Origin of the sequence: Parvularcula mediterranea, assembly GCF_013085255.1 — a bacterium.
In the GTDB taxonomy this organism is placed as follows: Bacteria; Pseudomonadota; Alphaproteobacteria; order Caulobacterales; family Parvularculaceae; genus Parvularcula; species Parvularcula mediterranea.
In genome coordinates, this window is record NZ_JABFCX010000002.1 from 551,480 (window position 1) to 568,284 (window position 16,805).

Consider the following 16,805-nt stretch of genomic DNA (forward strand, 5'->3'; position numbering starts at 1 on the left):
AAGTCTTGTGCAGTGCAGCATTACGCCACACCGCTCAAGATAAGAACACGTAACCCTAGGCGTCAGGTCCATCCTTTGCCGAAAGAGACGCCTGCGCCGCAGCCAGCCTTGCGATCGGCACCCGGTAAGGCGAGCAGCTGACGTAATCGAGGCCGATGCCTTCGCAGAACGCGATGGACGCTGGATCGCCGCCATGCTCGCCGCAGATGCCGAGCTTGATGAGCGAACGCGTGGCCCTGCCGCGCTCAGCGCCGAGGGCGACGAGCTGGCCGACGCCTTCCTGATCGAGGCTGACGAACGGGTCCTGGTCCATGATGTTCTGGCGCAGGTAATGCGGCATGAAGCTGCCCGCATCGTCACGGCTGATGCCAAACGTCGTCTGCGTCAGGTCGTTGGTGCCGAAGGAGAAGAACTCCGCCGTGTGGGCGATCTTGTCCGCCGTCAGGGCTGCGCGCGGCAGCTCGATCATGGTGCCGACGGTGTAGACGAGCTTGTCGCCTGCTTCGGCGAAGACCTTCTGGGCGATGGCGTCGATGCGCTCCTTGACCAGGTCCAGTTCCTTCTTGGTGCTGACGAGCGGAACCATGATTTCGGGCTGCACGGGATCGCCGGTTTCCTTGCCGACGGCGAGGGCCGCTTCAAAGATGGCGCGGGCCTGCATCTCGGCGATCTCGGGATAGCTGACCGCGAGGCGGCAGCCGCGGTGGCCGAGCATCGGGTTCTGTTCGTGAAGGGCGGAGACGCGCTCGGCGACTTCCTTGACTTCACGACCGAGGGCCTTGGCGACTTCCGCGATCTCATTGTCACCGTGCGGAAGGAATTCGTGCAGCGGCGGATCGAGAAGGCGGATGGTGACCGGCAGGCCCTTCATCACCGTGAAGAGCTCCTCGAAGTCGCCGCGCTGGAAAGGCAGCAGCTTATCGAGGGCGGCACGGCGGCCGTCTTCGCGCTCGGCGAGGATCATCTCGCGGACCACGTTGATGCGGCTTGCGTCGAAGAACATGTGCTCGGTGCGGCAGAGGCCAATACCTTCGGCGCCGAAGCCGCGGGCGGTCTTGGCGTCGAGGGGGGTCTCTGCGTTCGCGCGGACCTTCATGCGGCGATGTTTGTCCGCCCACTGCATGACCTTGGCGAAGTCGCCGGAAAGCTCAGGCTCAATGGTCGGGACAGCGCCGAAGAAGATCTCGCCGGTCGAGCCGTCGATGGTGATCTGGTCGCCCTTCTGCACCTCGCGTCCGTGGACGGAGAATTTGCTGCCATCTTTCTCGATGCGGAGATCGCCCGCGCCGCAGACGCAGGCCCGGCCCATACCGCGCGCCACGACGGCTGCGTGAGAGGTCATGCCGCCGCGCGCGGTGACGATACCGTTGGCAGCGTGCATGCCGTGGATGTCTTCAGGGCTCGTCTCGACACGGACGAGCATGACCTGACGGCCCTGGTTTGCGAGCTCTTCAGCCTCATCAGCGGTGAAGACGACTTCGCCTGAAGCCGCGCCAGGGCTGGCGGGCAGGCCCTTGGCGATGACATCGCGCGGCGCATCGGGGTCGAGGGAGGGATGGAGGAGCTGGTCAAGCGCAGCCGGGTCGACGCGCATGACGGCCTCGTCCTCGGTGATCTTGCCTTCTGCACACAGATCAACGGCGATCTTGAGAGCAGCCTTGGCCGTCCGCTTACCGTTGCGGGTCTGCAGCATGTAGAGCGTGCCCTGCTCGATCGTGAACTCGATGTCCTGCATGTCGCGGTAATGGTCTTCGAGCTTGGTGAAGACGGCGGACAACTCCTTGTACGTCTCAGGCATCGCCTCTTCGAGGGAGGCTTCGTCAGAGCCCTGCTCTTCGCGGCTTTCCTTGGTGAGGTTTTGCGGCGTGCGGATGCCCGCCACCACGTCTTCGCCTTGCGCGTTGATCAGGAACTCGCCGTAGATCTTGTTCTCGCCGGTCGAGGGGTTGCGGGTGAAGGCAACGCCGGTGGCCGAGGTCTCGCCCATATTGCCGAAGACCATGGCCTGGACGTTGACGGCGGTACCCCATGCGGCGGGGATATTGTTCAGACGACGGTAGGTCTTCGAGCGGTCGTTCATCCACGAGCCGAAGACGGCATCGATAGCGCCCCAGAGCTGGCCCTGCGGGTCTTGCGGGAAGGGTTTGCCGAGAGCGGCCTCGACGGCTTCCTTGTACTCGCCGATCACGGCTTTCCAGTCGTCAGCCGTCATCGAGGTGTCGAGGACGTAGTCGCGGTCGTCCTTATACGTATCGAGGATCTCCTCGAACGTATGGTGCGGCACGCCGAGGACGACGTCGCCATACATCTGGATGAAACGACGGTAGCTGTCATAGGCGAAACGCTCATCGCCGGAGAGCTTAGCCAGGCCCTCCACCGTGTCGTCGTTGAGGCCGAGGTTCAGGACCGTGTCCATCATGCCCGGCATCGAAGCGCGCGCGCCCGAGCGGACCGAGACGAGGAGCGGGTTCGTGGTGTCGCCGAACTTCTTACCGGTGACCTCTTCGACCTTGGCGAGAGCAGCGTCGACCTGGCCGCTCAGCTCTTTGGGGTACTGGCGGTCATTGTCGTAGTAGGCGACACATACTTCGGTGGTGATCGTGAAGCCCGGGGGAACAGGAAGGCCGAGATTGGCCATCTCGGCGAGGTTCGCGCCCTTGCCGCCGAGGAGGTTCTTCATGCCTGAGCGGCCTTCGGACGTGCCTCCGCCAAAGGCGTAGACCATTTTGTCAGGTGCGGACTGGTTCATAGCTCTCTTGTCTCCCCAGAGCTTAGCCTTCGAGCCGTTCGAAATCGGCTACGTCTTGTACGATGGTTTTGAAACGCAAGAGTTGCGCCAAGCGGTTTTCCCGCACGTTTTTGGAGTCTGCGTTCACGGTGACGGCGTCGAAATAGGCGTCCAGAACAGGACGCACCTCCGAAAGTTCACGCATTGCCGAGGCGAAGTCCTCGTTTTCGATGTGTTTCTTCGCTTCTGGGCCTGCCTTGTCCAAGGCAGCGGCGAGGGCGCGTTCCTCGTCCTGTTCGTAGAGGCCTGCGTCCGGTTCTGGGGCAGGCAGCGGGCCTTTCTTGGCCTCGGCCTTCAGAATATTCGCCGCGCGCTTGTAGGCGGCGGAGAGGTCGGCGCCCTCCGATGTGTCTAGGAATTCCGAGAGGGCTTTGAGCTTCTTTTCGATGAGGACGAAGTCGTCGGCCCCTTCGGTCAACGCAGCCGCCACGCGGTCATGGCGGAAGCCCTGATCACGGAAATAGACGGTCAGGCGATCGTGGAAGAAGGTGAGGAGGTCGGCTGCAGAGCGACGGATAAAACCGTTGATAAAAGGCTGGCTTCCTTCTGGGAACGATGAGCGATACTTCTCAGCTATTGCCTGCATGGTGGCGTCGTAGGATCCCGCTCCCACGTTTGTAATGAAGTAACTCCACTCTCGCTGTTTGGCTTCAATCTCTTGCTGGATCGCCGCATCAGCTTCTCGACTACGCTGTTGTGCAACGTTTGCTGCGATTTGTCGTTCGGCGGCCTTGAATATCTGGAGGCGCAGCCCGCCCTCACCCGAAGCCGCTGACGCGCCTTCGACCTCTCCCGAGGGAGAGGTGGAGGAAGCGCTACCGTCTACCTCTCCCACCGGGAGAGGTCGGGATCTTTGATCCCGGGTGAGGGCATCACCCAGCACCATGCGGATGACCGCCAGCGCCGCCCTTCTCAGCGCAAACGGGTCGCGCGAGCCGGTCGGCTTCTGGTCGATGCTCCAGAACGCTGCCAGCGTGTCGAGCTTGTCAGCCAAACTCACCGCCACGCCGATTTCGTTCGTGGGCAGATCGTCCGACTGCCCGGCGGGCTTGTAATGGTCGCGGATGGCGTCGGCGATGGCTTGGTCTTCGCCCTGCTCCATCGCGTAGTAGCGGCCCATGAGGCCCTGCAGCTCAGGGAATTCGTAGACCATTTCCGAGGCGAGGTCCGCCTTGGCGAGGCGGGCGGCGCGCTCGGCCTTGTCGGGGTCGGCGCCGCAGGCAGGAGCGAGCTCGCGCGCCAGGGCTGCAACCCGCTCGACCTTGTCTGCAATCGTACCGAGGCCTTCGAAGAAGGTCGTCCCGGAGAGCTTCTTGGCGTGCTCCTCCAGCGGCTTCTTGAGGTCGTTCTGGTAGAGGAAGAGCGCGTCGGACAGCCTGGCCGTCAGGACCCGTTCGTACCCTGACATCATCCACGCATCCTCGACGATGTCGGCAACGCAGATGAACCTCGGCGCGAGGCGTCTTGTCTTTGGGTCGCGTACGGAGAAATATTTCTGGTGCCCGCGCATCGCCGCGGTGATCACCTCGTCGGGGAGCGCCAGGAACTTCTCGTCGAAGCTGCCCATGTGCGGCAGCGGCCATTCGGCAAGGCCCGTCACCTCTTCGAGGAGGCCCTTGTCTTCGACGAGTTCCAACCCCTGCCCTTTGCAGAGGTCGCGGGCGCGGGTCAGGATGCGGTCGCGGCGATCCTCACCGCGGAGCATGACCTTGCCGTCGGCGAGTACGCGCTCATAGTCGGCAAAGTCCGTGGCGACGCCTTCACCCTGCCCCAGAACACGGTGGGTCTCTGTCGTCAGCCCGGCCTCGACCGGCTGGCTGCCGTTCTCGAGGCTGAACGGCACGGCCTTGCCGTCAAAAGCCATCAGCACACGGCGTAAGGGACGGATCCAGCGCAGGTCACCATCGCCCCAGCGCTGGGACTTGGGCCAAGGGAAATCGGTGATTGTCGTCTTCAGGGCCTCGCCGAGGACTTCGGTCGTCGCGCGGCCCTTTTTCTCGATGATGGCGACGTAGACCTCGCCCTTCTTGGTCTCCTGGATTTCAGCCTCGGAGATGTCCTTGAGCCCTGCGCCGCGAAGGAAGCCTTCGATAGCCTTCTCGGGCGCACCGACCTTGGGACCTTTTCGCTCTTCGCGAAGGTCCGGCGAGGTCTCGGGCAGCCCGTCGATCTTCAGAGTCAGACGGCGGGGGCCGTAGAAAGTTTCCGCTGCCTCCCACTCGAGATTCGCCTCCTTGAGGCGCGTGGTCATCAGCCGCTCGAGGTCCGCTGCTGCACGGGCCTGAAGACGGGCGGGGATTTCTTCGGAGAAGAGCTCGAGGAGAAGTTGCGCCATGACCGGCGCGCCATAGAACGCCCGTTACCGCACTGCAACGGGGACCTTCGGACAACGTAGGACCGGAACCCAAGCCTGCGACAGGTTGTTCCTGCTCATTATGGCGTGGTGGCTGAAATGAAGCGTATCATAATGTTGGTGCTGGGCCTGATCCTGAGCATGATCGGCGTGCTGCTGACCATCTCGCCATTCCCCATGGGATTCGTTCTGGTCTTCTTCGGTTTTGGCATCCTGATCATGCATTCGCCGCGCTTCGCGGCTTGGGTCAGGCTGAACCGCACCAACAATGATGTCATCGACAGGCAGGCTTCGGTCGCTGCGAAAGCCTGCCCACCGACGATTGCGGAGGCGCTGGAGAAAACCAGCCCCCACCGCAACTATGAAGACGAACCCGAAGTCTAGCGCTCGAGGCTAGCGCGCAGCATCCAGGCCATTTTCTCGTGGCCCGTAATGAGGTCGCCAAGCAGCGTCTCGGTCGCCGTATCGCCGGCTTCTTCAGCTTCGTTGAGGGCAGCGGCCGTGTCTTCGAGCCAGGCTTCGTGACCTGCGACGAGGTTCTGGACCATGCCGTTGGCCGAGGGGACGGAATTGTCCGCCGTATCGATGGTCGCGCCTGCGAGGATCTCGCCTCCCATCGGGGCAAAGGTGCCCAGCATCCGGATGCGCTCGGCGATCTCGTCGATGCTCTGCCACATCTGGGTGTACTGCTCCTCGAAGAGCTCGTGCAGGCTCTTGAAGCTCGGGCCCTCGACGTTCCAGTGATAGCCGTGGGTCTTGAGGTAGAGCGCGTAGGTGTTGCCCAGCACGCGCTTCAGCGTCTCAGTGATCTGTTTGTTGGTAGCCATGACAGGCCTCCCTTCCTTGACGAGAGACATAGCGATGCCATCCGCATCTATAAAACGGATTGTATCTCTATCAGTAATCGAGAGGGCCGATGGGCCTACCGGACGCTGTCGCAGAACCTGGCGATTCGTTTGGCGGCCTCCTGGAGGCTCTCCATCGAGGCTGCGTAGGAGAGCCGGAGATAAGGCGCCTTGCCGAAGGCCGTTCCGGGGACCAGCGCGACCAGCTCCTGCACGAGGAGCGCCTCGGCCACGTCGAGGTCGGTCTCCATAACCTTCCCTCCTGCGCTTTTGCCGATGAGGCCCTCGCAGCGCGGGTAGAGGTAGAAGGCCCCTTCGGGCTTTTCGCAGGAGATGCCTGGCATGGCGTCGAAGGCATCGAGGAGGAAGTCTCTCCGCTCACGGAAGGCCTTGTTGCGCTCGGCGAGGAAGTCGTGCGGACCTTCAAGCGCTGCAACGGCGGCCCACTGGCTGATCGAGCAGGGGTTGGTGGTCGACTGGCTGAAGAGCTTGCGCATGGCGGCCATGAGCGGTGCTGGCCCGCCCGCATAGCCGATGCGCCAGCCGGTCATGGAATAGGCCTTGGACGCACCATTCATCGTCAGGGTACGATCCTTGAGACCCGGCTCCACTTCGGCAATCGTCGCAAACTCGGCATCGTAGAGAACATGCTCATAGATATCGTCGGTCAGCACCCAGACATGGGGGTGGCGCATCAGGACGTCTGCGAGTGCCTTCAGGTCACTCCGAGAGAGAATGGCGCCCGTAGGGTTGCTTGGCGAGTTGAGGATGAGCCAGCGCGTCTTCGGCGTGATGGCGGCTTCGAGGTCATCAGGCATCAGGCGGAAGCCGTCTTCCTGCTTGGTCTCCACGAACACAGGCTCACCGCCCGCAAGCTTGGTCATGCCGGGATAGCTGACCCAGTAAGGGGCCGGGATGATAACCTCGTCGCCCTTGTCTACCGTCGCCATGAGCGCAGCGTAGAGGACGAACTTGCCCCCTGAAGCGACGCAGATTTCGCTGCCGGGGTCATAGGTCAGGCTGTTGTCACGGGTGAATTTGGCGGCGACCGCCTCCTTCAGCTCCATGATCCCGTCGACGCTTGTGTACTGGGTTTTGCCATCGCGAATCGCCCTGATCCCCGCCTCGGCAATATGCTCCGGAGTCGGAAAGTCCGGCTCACCTGCCGCAAGGGCAATGACGTCTTTTCCCTGCCGCTTCAGGTCGATGGCCTTCTGGGACATGGCAATCGTCGGGGACGGCTTGATCCGCGACAGGGCTTCAGAGGCTTTGAACTCGGCCATGGCTGGCACTCCCCAGATCATTGGCGGGTGCCGCGAAGGCTTGACCATCGCGGCGACGCCGAACACGCAAAAAGGCGAAGCTGACAGACACCATATAGACCATGCAAACGCCAGAACCCGCCGCAGCGCCCTCCTCCGATTCCATCGAGCAAGGCCGCGCCTTTGTCGAAAACCTCCTCCGCCCCGAGACGATCTCGGACATGACCCAGACAGCCATCGGCTGGGGCCTCAAGGCCGTCGGCGCGCTGATCGTTTTCCTGATCGGCGTGTGGATCGCGGGGCGGATGCGCGCGACGGTCTTCTCCGCCGTGAGGCGGGCCCCGAACCTCGACGAGACCCTCGCCAAGTTCTTCGGCAGCATCGTCTACTGGCTCGTCTTTGCTTTCGTGGTGATCGCCGTCCTGTCCATGTTCGGCATCCAGACGACCGGCCTCGCAGCCCTCATCGGCGCCGCAGGTCTTGCGATTGGCCTCGCGCTGCAGGGCACGCTCAGCCACGTGGCCTCCGGCGTCATGCTTCTTGCGTTCAGGCCCTTCCGGGTGGGTGACTATATCGAGGCCGGCGGCAAGGCCGGAACGGTGAAGTCGATCAACCTTTTCACCACCGAGCTCGCCACGCCCGACAACGTGCAGAACATCGTCCCCAATGGCGACATCTTCTCAGGCCCCATCACCAACTACTCAGGATACGACACACGCCGTGTCGATTTCTCGGTGGGCATTGGCTACGACGCCGACATTGATCAGGCGATGGAAGTGCTCCGCGGCGAGATCGACAAGGATAACCGCGTCATGGCTGATCCTGAACCTCTGCTCGTCGTGGGCGAGCTGGGCGACAGCTCGGTGAACCTGACGATCCGTGTCTGGTGCCAACGCCCTGACTATTGGGGCCTGAAGTTCGACCTGAGCAAAGCCTTCAAGCAGGCCCTCGACCGGGAAAACATCACGATCCCATTCCCGACCCGGACTCTGCACGTCGAAACGATGGCAAAGCCCAACTGAACCCTTTAGTTCCCCCGGGTGTTCAACAGGTTGGGCAACTCAGGGGAACTCCATGCAGGCCAACGAAAAAGCGCTCCCCGAGCGCGTCGTCCAGGGGAGCGCCGACATCATGGGCCAGGCCGTGGCCGGCACGCGCGAGCTTGTCGCGTGGCTTGACGAGCGCGGCCTGACTGTGGCGATCGCGGCGCTGGTCGCCTTCGGCGCCTTTGTCGGGCTCAGGATTCTGCGCGGGACGATCTATTCGGCCCTCCATCGCAAGAAGTCCGGCGAGACGTCGGTCCGGAACATTGTCGCCCACATCATCAGGGCGACCCGCAGCATCTTCCTCTTCTCGGCCGCCTTCGTGCTGGTCCTGCCGATCTTCGCCGAGCTGACCGAAGGACAGCAGGCATGGATTGGCCGGGTCTTCACGGTGATCTTCGCCTTCCAGGTGGCCTTCTGGGCGCGCGTGGTGGTGAAGGCCTTCCTCGAGCGCGAGGCCAACCGTCATGCGACGGGCGATGATTCGAGCCTCGCCAATGCGCTAGGCCTCCTCAACGTCCTCGCGTCCGTGATCATCTTCGCGGTCGCGCTTCTCTACGTGATCGACAATCTCGGCGGCGACGTCACGGCGCTGATCGCGGGCCTCGGCGTTGGCGGTATCGCGATCGGCCTCGCAGCGCAGAGCCTGTTCGAGGACCTCTTTGCCGGGCTCTCCATCATTCTCGACAAGCCCTTCGTGCGCGGGGACTTCATCATCTTCGGCGACAAGATGGGCTCGGTTCAGAAGGTCGGCCTCAAGTCGACGCGCATCACGACGCTTCAGGGCCAGCAGCTGGTCGTCAACAACTCCAAGCTCCTGAGCTACGAGATCAACAACTACCGCCGGATGGCCGAGCGCCGGGTCGTCATCAAGCTTGGCGTGACCTACCAGACCCCTCGCCAGAAGCTCGCCTCGGTTCCCGATGCCATCAAGGGCATTGTCGAGGGTCAGGAGGGGGTGCGTTTCGACCGCTGCCACCTCTCAGGCTATGGCGATTTCGCGGTGCTGTTCGAACTCGTCTTCTGGGTACAGGACCGGGACTACACGGTCTTCATGGACAAGCAGCAGGCCGTCCTCCTCGGCATCCACGACCTCTTCGAGCGCAATTCGATCGAGTTCGCCTATCCGACCCAGACCCTCCACGTGGAGACGATGCCCAAGGGCTGAGGCCACCTGCGTTCATTCGGCCTGTCTATCAGGCTTTCGGCGGCGGGACGGGAGCTGTTAGGAGAGCGCCATGTTGAGCACCCTCACCGCTACCGCCCTCCTTCTCGCCGCGCCGCCATCGGAGGTCGAGCGCCTCTACGAGATCGCCGATGCGCCCTCAGCCGAGCGCATCTACTCGGACGTCGAGCGCCTTGCGAATTTCGGCACGCGGCACACCCTGTCGGAGACCGAGAGCGAGACTCGCGGCATTGGCGCTGCGCGCCGCTGGATTGCCGCTGAGTTCGAGGAGATCTCGCGGGACTGTAGCGGCTGCCTTGAGGTGCGGATCATCTCCGGCACCGTCGAAGGCGAGCGGCGCATCCCCGACCCGACGGAAGTGGTGAGCGTCGTCGCCTTCCAGCGCGGCAAGCTCGACCCGGGTCGCATGGTCATCATGTCCGGCGATATCGACAGCCGGGTCTCCGACCCAATGAACGCCACCGATGACAGTCCGGGTGCGAACGACAATGCCACGGGCATGGCAGGCGTCCTCGAAGCGGCGCGGGTCCTGACCCAGTACGATTTTCCGGGCACGATCGTTTATGCTGGCCTCTCAGGCGAGGAGCAGGGTCTCTTCGGCGGCAAGATCGTGGCTGCCGTCGCCAAGGAAGAAGGCTGGAACATCAAGGCCGTCCTCAACAACGACATGATCGGCAATATCGAGGGCATTGACGGGGTCATCGCCAACAACATCATCCGTGTCTTCTCCGAAGGGACGCGGGCTGACGAAACGCCTCAGGCAGCGCGCTACCGCCGTTTCCGTGGCGGCGAGGTCGACAGCCCGGCGCGGAACCTTGCCCGCTACATCGACGAGATGGCGGACGTCTACCTGCCGAACCTTGACGCGAAGATGGTCTACCGCCTCGATCGCTTCGGCCGCGGCGGGCACCAGACGCCGTTCACGGAGGAAGGCTATCCGGCGGTCAGGATCATGGAAAGCCATGAGCATTACGATCGTCAGCACCAGGACCTTCGGAATATCGATGGCCGGCACTATGGCGATACGCTGGAGTTCGTCGACCCCTATTTCGCGGCGACCGCCACGGCACTGAATGCGCTGACCATGGCGGGGATCGCGGGCGCACCGCCTTTCCCGACCGAGGTCGAGCTTGGCGGCGCGGTCCAGCCCTCTGCGGTCCTCTCGTGGAAGGACGGCGGCGAAAACCGCCGTGCAAGGAGAAACCTTGCGGGATACCGGGTCCACTGGCGTGAGACGACCTCACCGGTCTGGACCCACAGCCGCTTTGTCGGGAAGGTCAACGAATGGACCTTCGAGAACATCGTCGTCGACAACTACTTCTTCGGCGTCAGTGCCGTGGCCGAGGACGGCTCGGAGACACCTGTGGTGTTCCCCGGACCGCCCGGACAGTTCTCTCCGCTCAGCTCAGTGAGCGATGAAGAGCGGTAGCGGCGGGCTCTCCAGCATGGCGCGGGTGACACCTCCGAGGAAGATCTCGCGCAGCCTGCTCTTGGAGTAGGCGCCTACGATCAGCGCATCCGCGCCTGCCTCGCCAGCTGTCTCGGCCAAGACCAGTTCGGTCTTGCCAGCGGGGCCTCTGCGGATGACATCTGCAGGTGTTCCGCAGGCTGAAAGATGGGCAGCCATCACTTCGGCTGACGGGGTGTCGTCGCGCTCCTCGCCAATGGTGATGAAGGTCACTTTCTCAGCCCCCTCGATCATGGTTTGCGCGAGTGCGAGGGCGCGCGCGGCTTCCTTACTGCCGTTCCAAGCGACGGCGAAACTGCGCGGTGTCTGGGCGATACCGCTTTCTGGGGTCAGGAACAGCGGGCGGCCAGAGTGGAAGAGGATCTCCTCGATCGTCGCAGGATCGCCTACCTGTTTGTCCTTGCCACGGTGACGGAAGAGGATCGCTTCGCACATGCGCGAGGACCGTGCCATGGAGCCTGGGAAATCTCCGCAGACGGAGAGAAACTCCGCATTGATCGCCGCAGTGAGGTCCTTTGCTGAGGCTTCGAAGCTGTCGCGCAGCTCCCGTTCCATGCGCTTGATGCCGATCCGCTGCTGCTCGGCGAGGGCAGAAAGGTCGACGGCGGCGGCCATGTTCGCTGGCGGTGAGTAATCGGACCAAGTGAACTGCGCCTTGAGGACGCCTCGCCCTGCAAGGAGATGGCCGGCATCGCTGACGGCCCCTGCGAGGGACTTCGCGTCGATGGCGGGGATGAACAGGCTACGGAACGTCATGGACAGTCTCCCTGTGATGTGGGGACAGTCTAGGGTGCGCTTCGCCGCCAATCCTTGCGCTCGATCAGGAAGCGGTCAGTGGCCGGTCTTGAGAAGGTCGCGCATCACGCAGGCTGCGCCGTAAAGGGCGGCGTAGGGATCGGTGACGAGCCTGACCGGGACTTCAGACAGGTACTGCTTGAGGATACCCGGCCTTGCGAAGGTCGCAGCGAAAGCGTCCCGGTCGAGGAGCGGGATGAAGCGCGGCATGATCCCGCCAGAAATGGCGACGCCGCCCCTTGCGCCTGTGGAGAGGCACGCGTCGGCAGCTGCGCAGGCGAGGATGTCGATGAACCAGCGAATGGTCTCGCGGGCAGGCCCCTCACCTTCGAGCGCAGCCTTGGTAACCTCTGGCGGCTCGGTGGGCGCAGGCGTGCCACCTGCTTCGATCACGCACTGCTCGAAAAGGTGCACGATGCCCCTGCCCGACAGGACGTATTCGAGGATCGGTGGATGCTCGAAGCGCTCTTTCAGCCGGTTGAAGAGGCGCAGCTCCCTATCATTGCGCACCGGAAGGAGGCGGTGACCGCCTTCGCAAGCCACAACGGTGGGCGGATGGCCGGGGACGTAGAGCGACTGCCCGAACCCTGTGCCGGGGCCCACCGTCAGGACGGGCGCGCCAGCCACAGGATTGCCCGCCTTGATGATCTCACCAGCACTGTCCGGCATCGTCCCTGCGAACCGGGCCTGGGCCTGAAAGTCGTTGATCAGCCTTACGGCGGAGAAGCCGAAATCGACGGCGAGCTTGTTCTCGCCAAGGCTCCAGGGCGCGTTGGTCAGGGTAATCGTATCGCCCTGAACGGCACCGGCAGAGGCGATGCAGAGAGCCGAAGGCTTGGTCTCAAGATGGTCGATATAGGCACCGAGCGCGTCGTCGAACCGCTCATGGTCGGCAACCTTCAGGACCTTGATATCGCGCAGGGCGCCACCGGGCTCGGCCACTGCGAACCGTGCATTGGTGCCGCCAATGTCTCCGACCAGGAGTTCCCGCTCAGCCATTTCCGACCCGCTCTAGGATACCAACTCTGATCCCATCAAAGACGTATTGCGTCGCCAAGGCCATGAGCAACATGCCCAAAAGCCGGGAAATCATGTTCATTCCGGTCCGCCCAAGGGCCTTTGCAATGCTGCCTGAACTCATCATCACCGGGATGCCGATGATGAGGACCAGCGCCAGAGCCGCGAGAACCATGCCCTGCGCGGCCAGCGCCTCGCCCTCGAACTGGACCTTGGCGTCGTTCATCAGGAGCATGACCGTGGCGATGGCCCCTGGACCTGCGAGCATGGGCAGAGCCAGCGGGAAGAAGGCGACATTGTCCCTGGCCGAGGCCTTGGGCCCAGGTCGCTTGGCATCCACCTCGTCATCCGGGTTGAAGAACATGCGGAAGCCGATGAGGAACAGGAGAAGCCCGCCCGCTGCCCTGAAGGACGCAAGCTCGATCCCCAGGTGATGAAGCATCGCCGGGCCGAGCAGCGCGAAGAACACCAGAACGCCGACAGAGATCAGCGTGGCCTGGACCGCGACGCTGGTGCGCTCTTTCTGGGTGCTGCCGTGGGTCAGCGCTGCGAACAGCGGCGCCACAAGGATCGGGTCGATGACGATGAACAACGTCACGAACGATTCGAAGAACTTGGCGATCAGGCCCTGTTCCATGACGACCCTTAGCTCCCTCATACGCGGAAGCCCGCGCGGTATCAGAGCGCGGCGTTCGCGCCAAGGGTTCCCTATGCAAGAGATGGATGGATCGCGCAGCGGTGCGGGCTAGTCTCCTCGCCAAAACTGGAGAACGCCCATGTTCCGAAGCTTGCTCATCGCCTCTCTCTCGACCCTCTCCTTTGCCCATGCGCAGGATGAACCCTCAATGCGGGAGCTGTCCCTCGCGGCAGGGTACAAGGCGCAGTTCACCTGCTCAGGGCTGTTCTCGGGTGGGAAGACCCTTGAGCAAATCGAGCGTCAGGAGCTGACGAACATCTATCCCTCGTACCGGCCGGTGATGGCCGGGCTGCCGGACGCGGTGATCGACCGGGATGCGAAGACGGTGTCGGTCGCCTTCGCAGATGGGATGCCGCCGAGGATTGCCGCGTGGCGGCCGCACCTGGGCTGTGCATCCCTGCCGCCCGGAGCTTCGGACGTGTCGATCCTTCCTGAAGCCAAGGTTAGCGAGACGCGGGAGTTTCGGCGGGGTGTCTGGCCGCGTGGCGAGAAGGTCTCGAGCAAGCCCCTCCCCGAAGGTGTCAATGGGGCTCAGCTGTCCGCAGCGCTGAAGGGCGCGCTTGATGGAGAGTTTGGCGGCGTGACGAGCGCGGTCGTCGTCGTACAGGACGGCCGCCTCCTGATGGAGCGGTACACGGAGGGCTTTGGTCCCACCACGGCGCAACGGACATGGTCTGTCGCGAAGTCGATCGGCGCGACGATCATCGGAGCGGGCGTCCTGGACGGCCATGTCGTCCTCGACGAACCGGCGAAACTCTCGGCATGGTCAGATGCGGACCCCAGGAGCGCGATCACCCTTGAGAACTTCCTCCATATGGGCTCGGGCCTTGGCGGCCAAACGGCGGGAAACAGGACGGATGCTGTCTATTTCGGCGGTGGGCTCGTCAACGAGCATGCGGTGGCAAATGAGCTGATTGCTGAGCCCGGTGAGAGCTGGCGGTACGCGAACAATGACACGATGCTGGCGCTTCTGGCCCTCAGGGAAGGCATCGCCGATGATGCGGATTATCTGAAGTTCCCCTTCGAGCGGGTGCTGCGCCCGATTGGTATGCGGAACACGTACCTTGAGACCGACTGGGAGGGAAACTTCATCCTCTCAAGCCAAGTCTGGACCACGGCGCGGGACCTTGCGCGGCTGGGACAACTCTACGTTCAGGACGGCGTCTGGAATGGTAGGCGCATCCTGCCCGAGGGCTGGGCAGAGTACGTTGCGACCCCTGCTCCCGCGCAGCCGGGATGCAGGCGTGAGCCATGCCGTGGATATGGCGCGCAGTTCTGGCTCTATGAGGGCTATCCCGGTATCCCTTCCGGCACCTACGCAGCGCTCGGCAACCGCGGGCAAATCGTGATGATCGTCCCTGCGCGGAATGTTGTTATCGTCCGGAGGGGCTATGACCACCGGGATGCTCGGTTCGACGACGCGGCATTTACGGCCGCTGTCCTTGAAGCGCTTGAATGATCAGCGGCGGCCGAAGAGCTTTTCGACGTCCTTGAGCTTCAGCTCGACATAGGTCGGGCGGCCGTGGTTGCACTGGCCTGAATGGGGCGTCGCTTCCATCTGGCGGAGGAGCGCGTTCATTTCGTCCGTGGTCAGACGGCGCCCTGCCCTCACCGAATTGCGGCAGGCATGGTTGCCGAGGGTTTCGGCGATCAGGTCCTTCAGCTGGGTGTCCTGCCCCAGCCCCGCGAGATCGCAGGCCATGTCCTTGATCAAGCCTTGCACATCGAAATTGCCAAGAACCGCCGGGACCTCGCGAACAAGCACGGTGCCGCCGCCGAAATCCTCGATGATGAGGCCGAAACTCTCAAGCTGCTCACGCTCTTCGAGGATCAGCGCCGCCTCTTCCTCGCTGAGGTTCACAAGCTCCGGCACGAGGAGGGCCTGACGCGCAGGCGCCCTGCCCGCGCCCGCTTCTTTCATGCGTTCGTAAACCAGCCGTTCGTGTGCGGCATGCTGATCAACGAGGACGAGGCCGTCGGCTGTCTGGGCGACGATGTAGGTCTCGTGGAGCTGTGCGACGGCGGCGCCGAGGGGGTAGTCTTCCGGTGTGGGCTGAGGCTCGGGTTCAGGAGCATGCTGTTCAGGCTGGGGAACCTGCGGCCTGACGCTTAGTGTGCTGACTGATGAGAAGGCAGGCTGGCGCTCCCCGAACCCTGCGAGATCGGCGGCCGGACGCGGCGGCGGTGCTGGCTGAGCTGCGCGGAAAGGCGGGTGGGCAGCGCGCATGGCCTGGGCCGCGACCGTGGTCGAAGCCTTGTGCCCTGCGTCGGAGATCGCGGCGCGAAGGCCGCTGACGATCATGCCCCGGACGAGCTGGGCATCACGGAACCTGACTTCTGTCTTCGCCGGGTGGACGTTCACATCGACGCTCGATGATGGCATGTCGAGGAAAAGGCAGAGAAGCGGATGGCGGTCCCTCGCCAGAAAGTCCGCATACGCACCGCGCACGGCTCCGACGATCAACCGGTCCTTCACGGGCCGTCCGCGCACGAAGAGATATTGCCTGTCGGGCAGGCCGCGATTGAACGTGGGCACCCCTGCAAAGCCTGACAGCGTCACCCCTTCCCGCTCCAGCGTCACGGGCACGGCGTTCTCACCGAATTCAGGCCCCATGATGGCGGAGAGCCTTGAAAGGTGACCTTCCGGACCCGGAGGTTCAGCGCGGTAGGCGAAGCGTTTCTTACCATCGACGTTGAGCGTGAAGGCTACATCCGGTCGGGCCATCGCGAGGCGCTTCACTGTATCGGCGCAGGCGGTGACCTCGGCGCGTTCGGACTTCATGAATTTGAGACGCGCCGGGGTGGCGTAGAAAAGGTCCGCAACTTCAACCCGCGTGCCTGTTCCTGCGAAGGGTGCAGGACAAGGCTCGGCCATCGCCCCTCCGCGTACGGAGAGCTGCCAACCTTCTCCCCCTTCGGTCCGGGAGGTGATGGTCAGGCGGGAGACCGCGCCGATCGAAGGCAGCGCTTCGCCACGGAAGCCCATCGTGTCGATCGCGAGGAGGTCCACGTCGCCTGCATCGTCTGGAACCAGCTTCGACGTCGCATGGCGTTCCAGCGCTATCGGCAGCTCGTCCGCGCTCATGCCCCGGCCATCATCCACGACGGCAATGAGGCGCCTGCCGCCCTCCTCGATGTCGACGGTCACCTGGCGCGCGCCCGCGTCGAGGGCGTTTTCGACAAGCTCCTTCACCGCCGCAGCGGGCCGCTCGATCACCTCACCGGCGGCGATGCGGTTCACCGCCCCGGGGGGCAGGCGCCGGATGATGGGTCGGGAGGCAAGGTCAAGGGCTGGCTTCATTCGTTAACGATAGGCCGACTCCGCGTGAATCTGGGCCCGCGTTTTCAACA

At 63.4% G+C, this 16,805-nt stretch carries 13 protein-coding genes; 5 read left to right on the forward strand and 8 right to left on the reverse strand.

The genetic code is table 11. From position 1 onward, the window contains the following. Positions 1 to 55 precede the first annotated feature (55 nt). Both ppdK and glyS read right to left on the reverse strand, forming a co-directional pair. Positions 56 to 2,749 carry a pyruvate, phosphate dikinase gene (ppdK, locus tag HK107_RS03270; RefSeq protein ID WP_173196765.1) on the reverse strand — a complete coding sequence of 898 codons (2,694 nt, stop codon included), beginning with the start codon at positions 2,747 to 2,749 and terminating at the stop codon, positions 56 to 58. A gap of 22 nt (positions 2,750 to 2,771) precedes the next feature. Then, positions 2,772 to 5,123, reverse strand: coding sequence for a glycine--tRNA ligase subunit beta (gene glyS / locus HK107_RS03275; protein ID WP_173196766.1), 2,352 nt, complete (start codon positions 5,121 to 5,123; stop codon positions 2,772 to 2,774). 117 nt (positions 5,124 to 5,240) lie between these two features. Here glyS and HK107_RS03280 point away from each other — a divergent pair, with 117 nt between their 5' ends. Beyond that, entirely contained in the window at positions 5,241 to 5,525 is a 285-nt protein-coding gene (locus HK107_RS03280) for a hypothetical protein (RefSeq protein WP_173196767.1), read from the forward strand. On the opposite strand, the gene HK107_RS03285 is transcribed toward HK107_RS03280, so the two are convergent. Both HK107_RS03285 and HK107_RS03290 read right to left on the reverse strand, forming a co-directional pair. Then, positions 5,522 to 5,968 carry a Dps family protein gene (locus HK107_RS03285; RefSeq protein WP_173196768.1) on the reverse strand — a complete coding sequence of 149 codons (447 nt, stop codon included), beginning with the start codon at positions 5,966 to 5,968 and terminating at the stop codon, positions 5,522 to 5,524. The two genes, HK107_RS03280 and HK107_RS03285, sit on opposite strands and share 4 nt — an antisense overlap. A gap of 95 nt (positions 5,969 to 6,063) precedes the next feature. Beyond that, positions 6,064 to 7,269 carry a pyridoxal phosphate-dependent aminotransferase gene (locus HK107_RS03290; protein ID WP_173196769.1) on the reverse strand — a complete coding sequence of 402 codons (1,206 nt, stop codon included), beginning with the start codon at positions 7,267 to 7,269 and terminating at the stop codon, positions 6,064 to 6,066. A 101-nt stretch (positions 7,270 to 7,370) separates the two neighbouring features. On the opposite strand from HK107_RS03290, the gene HK107_RS03295 reads away from it, so the two are divergent. The 3 genes from HK107_RS03295 (at position 7,371) to HK107_RS03305 (ending at position 10,906) form a co-directional block, all read left to right on the forward strand. After that, positions 7,371 to 8,270 (forward strand): mechanosensitive ion channel family protein, encoded by a 900-nt coding sequence (locus tag HK107_RS03295; RefSeq protein WP_198912277.1) that lies wholly within the window; start codon positions 7,371 to 7,373, stop codon positions 8,268 to 8,270. Positions 8,271 to 8,322: 52 nt separating this feature from the next. Then, positions 8,323 to 9,459, forward strand: coding sequence for a mechanosensitive ion channel family protein (locus HK107_RS03300; protein WP_173196770.1), 1,137 nt, complete (start codon positions 8,323 to 8,325; stop codon positions 9,457 to 9,459). A gap of 70 nt (positions 9,460 to 9,529) precedes the next feature. Beyond that, entirely contained in the window at positions 9,530 to 10,906 is a 1,377-nt protein-coding gene (locus HK107_RS03305; protein ID WP_173196773.1) for a M28 family peptidase, read from the forward strand. Here HK107_RS03305 and HK107_RS03310 read toward each other — a convergent pair. From HK107_RS03310 to HK107_RS03320, 3 genes are all read right to left on the reverse strand, one after another. Further along, complete coding sequence (locus HK107_RS03310; RefSeq protein WP_173196775.1) at positions 10,883 to 11,701, reverse strand: universal stress protein; 819 nt, start codon at positions 11,699 to 11,701, stop codon at positions 10,883 to 10,885. The genes HK107_RS03305 and HK107_RS03310 overlap by 24 nt on opposite strands. A gap of 75 nt (positions 11,702 to 11,776) precedes the next feature. Next, positions 11,777 to 12,739: a glucokinase gene (locus tag HK107_RS03315; protein WP_173196777.1), complete on the reverse strand. Its 963-nt coding sequence runs from the start codon at positions 12,737 to 12,739 to the stop codon at positions 11,777 to 11,779. Next, complete coding sequence (locus HK107_RS03320; RefSeq protein ID WP_173196779.1) at positions 12,732 to 13,394, reverse strand: MarC family protein; 663 nt, start codon at positions 13,392 to 13,394, stop codon at positions 12,732 to 12,734. The genes HK107_RS03315 and HK107_RS03320 overlap by 8 nt, the downstream gene beginning before the upstream one ends. Before the next feature lie 139 nt (positions 13,395 to 13,533). On the opposite strand from HK107_RS03320, the gene HK107_RS03325 reads away from it, so the two are divergent. After that, a complete protein-coding gene (locus HK107_RS03325) occupies positions 13,534 to 14,913 on the forward strand; it encodes a serine hydrolase domain-containing protein (protein ID WP_198912278.1) in 1,380 nt (459 codons plus the stop codon). Here the strand turns inward: HK107_RS03325 and mutL are convergent, their stop codons facing one another. Further along, positions 14,914 to 16,755 (reverse strand): DNA mismatch repair endonuclease MutL, encoded by a 1,842-nt coding sequence (mutL, locus tag HK107_RS03330; RefSeq protein WP_173196781.1) that lies wholly within the window; start codon positions 16,753 to 16,755, stop codon positions 14,914 to 14,916. Between the last annotated feature and the right edge of the window lie 50 nt (positions 16,756 to 16,805).

What these genes read in the sequence shown, in the direction of transcription:
- HK107_RS03305 (WP_173196773.1), top strand. Translation starts at nt 9,530, where the DNA reads ATGTTGAGCACCCTCACCGCTACCGCCCTCCTTCTCGCCGCGCCGCCA.
- HK107_RS03320 (WP_173196779.1), bottom strand. Translation starts at nt 13,394, where the DNA reads ATGGAACAGGGCCTGATCGCCAAGTTCTTCGAATCGTTCGTGACGTTG.
- HK107_RS03315 (WP_173196777.1), bottom strand. Translation starts at nt 12,739, where the DNA reads ATGGCTGAGCGGGAACTCCTGGTCGGAGACATTGGCGGCACCAATGCA.
- HK107_RS03285 (WP_173196768.1), bottom strand. Translation starts at nt 5,968, where the DNA reads ATGGCTACCAACAAACAGATCACTGAGACGCTGAAGCGCGTGCTGGGC.
- ppdK (WP_173196765.1), bottom strand. Translation starts at nt 2,749, where the DNA reads ATGAACCAGTCCGCACCTGACAAAATGGTCTACGCCTTTGGCGGAGGC.
- HK107_RS03290 (WP_173196769.1), bottom strand. Translation starts at nt 7,269, where the DNA reads ATGGCCGAGTTCAAAGCCTCTGAAGCCCTGTCGCGGATCAAGCCGTCC.
- HK107_RS03295 (WP_198912277.1), top strand. Translation starts at nt 7,371, where the DNA reads ATGCAAACGCCAGAACCCGCCGCAGCGCCCTCCTCCGATTCCATCGAG.
- mutL (WP_173196781.1), bottom strand. Translation starts at nt 16,755, where the DNA reads ATGAAGCCAGCCCTTGACCTTGCCTCCCGACCCATCATCCGGCGCCTG.
- HK107_RS03300 (WP_173196770.1), top strand. Translation starts at nt 8,323, where the DNA reads ATGCAGGCCAACGAAAAAGCGCTCCCCGAGCGCGTCGTCCAGGGGAGC.
- HK107_RS03310 (WP_173196775.1), bottom strand. Translation starts at nt 11,701, where the DNA reads ATGACGTTCCGTAGCCTGTTCATCCCCGCCATCGACGCGAAGTCCCTC.
- glyS (WP_173196766.1), bottom strand. Translation starts at nt 5,123, where the DNA reads ATGGCGCAACTTCTCCTCGAGCTCTTCTCCGAAGAAATCCCCGCCCGT.
- HK107_RS03325 (WP_198912278.1), top strand. Translation starts at nt 13,534, where the DNA reads ATGTTCCGAAGCTTGCTCATCGCCTCTCTCTCGACCCTCTCCTTTGCC.
- HK107_RS03280 (WP_173196767.1), top strand. Translation starts at nt 5,241, where the DNA reads ATGAAGCGTATCATAATGTTGGTGCTGGGCCTGATCCTGAGCATGATC.